This is a genomic window from Bacillus hominis (genome assembly GCF_018332515.1).
Classification (GTDB): Bacteria; Bacillota; Bacilli; order Bacillales; family Bacillaceae_G; genus Bacillus_A; species Bacillus_A hominis.
The window spans coordinates 1-2,135 of sequence record NZ_BOQD01000373.1 but is presented as its reverse complement, the minus strand read 5'-3'; the positions used below and the strand labels follow the sequence as shown (position 1 = coordinate 2,135).

Here is a 2,135-nt window from a genome sequence, read left to right as displayed (position 1 = left end):
GTATAAAAGAATTTAATTTTTTCTGTTCGGAATATCATCTCTAATTCATTTAAATCTATTCCTTCATGCGTACGCTTTATTCCGATTACAGGAATGTTATTTGTTTCTACATATTCAATATATAAATGGTAACTTGGTTGTTCAATTAGTATCGTGCTATGTCCATTTGGAAATGGTATAGAAGTTAATATAGCAAGCGCCTGCTGCACGCCTGATGTGATAAAGATATTTTCTTCTTTTGTAAAGACTTGATAGTTTGCCAGTTGTTTTTGAATGACTGGAATTAATGATGGTAACCCTTTCGGCGTTCCATATACGAACAAGTCATTTTTATATGTATCAATGGCCTTATTAATACAATGTTGAAAATCTAAATACGGGAAAACATCTGGATCTGGTGCTGAAGAAGCAAAATCAATTATCTCATTATTTTCTATATAACTCCCTGATTTTTTAACAACGTAGTATCCACTTTGAGGAACGGAATAAATAATATGACGTTTCTCTAATTCATGCAGCGCTCGTATTACAGTCGCCTTATTACATTCATATTGCGTAACAAGCGACCGTATAGACGGTAATTTCTTTCCTTCTTTTATCTCTCCATTTTGAATCATACTTTCTAAATCGTTTAAAACATGTAAATACTTATACATCATTACCACTCCAATATTTAATTTGTACCGGTACAGTTTGTATTTGTTCACATTGTAGCACTAGATCATAAAGATTACTATGTACGTATACTGGCCAGTAAGAAATCAACTATTATGAGGTGAAATTATGAAATATACAACAAAGGCATATTTATCAGCATTACTCTATTCATTTATTATTGGGTTTTCCTTTATGTTTGTGAAATTAGCATTAACAATTACGAACCCCCTTGATACTCTTGCTCACCGTTTTACAGTTGCTTTCATAGCAGCAAGTATTCCGGTTATCTTCGGTTTTGTAAAGTTAAATATATCATTCAAAAACATACTTGCCCTTTTACCACTTGCAATATTTTATCCAGCACTATTTTTTGCTTTCCAAGCGTTCGGCTTAGTGTATACAAGTTCATCCGAAGCTGGAATTATACAGGCGGCGATTCCTATATTTACGATGATATTAGCTTCCTATTTTTTAAAAGAGTATACGAATACATGGCAAAAAATATCCGTACTCATTTCCGTCATCGGTGTCATTTATATATTTATCATGAATGGTATAGGGACTCATGCAACTAGCTTTATAGGTGTTATTCTTATTTTGCTATCGGCATTATCATCTGCTTGCTATAATGTGTTAGCTCGAAAAATGACGAAGAAATTCAAACTAATGGATTTAACTTACACAATGACAGTAATCGGTTTTATTAGCTTTAATTTAATCGCGATTGCCAGCCATATAAACAAAGGCACAATAAATGTATACTTTAAGCCATTTACGAACAGCACATTTCTTATCTCTATTTTATATTTAGGATTACTATCGTCCTTACTGACAGCATTGCTATTAAACTATTCATTATCTTATATTGAAGCAGCTAAAATAAGTGTTTTCAGCAACTTATCTACACTTATTACCATCATCGCAGGCGTTGTATTCTTACAGGAGCAAATCGCATACTATCACATCATCGGTACAATTTTGATTGTTCTTGGCGTTGTAGGCACAAACTTTTTGGGTAAAAAAGGAATTGAAATAAAAAAGAAGAATACCTCCTTGAGTAAATAAAAAGTGAGGGATATATAATGCAGGACTCTAATACAATTGATATTCGAAATCTACATGAGCTTGAAAAAGAATTATCCACTTTATTAAGTAAGCCTCTTTCATCTGGAGAAGATTTAGAAAACTGGCTAAAAGCTCAGTCAAAATTAATATCTGAAATCGAAGAACAATTAAGATCACACTACATTGCTTTTCAATGTAATACAGATAACAAAAAAATAAAAGATACGTTTGAATATGATCAACAATATGTAAGGCCTCTATTGAAACGTTATCAAAATTCATTTGATAATAAATATTTAGAATCACCATTTCGAATGCAACTTGATCCCAAAACTTATAGCATACTAGATAAAAAAATAAAGAATGCACAAACATTATTTTGTGAAAAGAACATTGATTTAGAAGTAAAAGAA

At 31.6% G+C, this 2,135-nt stretch carries 2 protein-coding genes and 1 pseudogene; 2 read left to right on the top strand and 1 reads right to left on the bottom strand.

Features of this window, described 5'->3' with window-relative positions; all coding sequences use genetic code 11:
- Positions 1 to 656 (bottom strand): aminotransferase class I/II-fold pyridoxal phosphate-dependent enzyme (locus KI356_RS25115; RefSeq protein ID WP_212936795.1); only part of this gene is annotated, 656 nt, incomplete at its 3' end.
- Between the two features lie 127 nt (positions 657 to 783).
- Here KI356_RS25115 and KI356_RS25110 point away from each other — a divergent pair.
- Together KI356_RS25110 and KI356_RS25105 are read left to right on the top strand one after the other, a co-directional pair.
- Positions 784 to 1,722: a DMT family transporter gene (locus KI356_RS25110; protein WP_212936794.1), complete on the top strand. Its 939-nt coding sequence runs from the start codon at positions 784 to 786 to the stop codon at positions 1,720 to 1,722.
- A gap of 17 nt (positions 1,723 to 1,739) precedes the next feature.
- Positions 1,740 to 2,135: pseudogene (locus KI356_RS25105) on the top strand (M3 family oligoendopeptidase); the annotation flags it as partial.

Excerpts from the sequence above, each read along its gene's own strand:
- KI356_RS25110 (WP_212936794.1), top strand. The coding sequence starts at position 784 with ATGAAATATACAACAAAGGCATATTTATCAGCATTACTCTATTCATTT.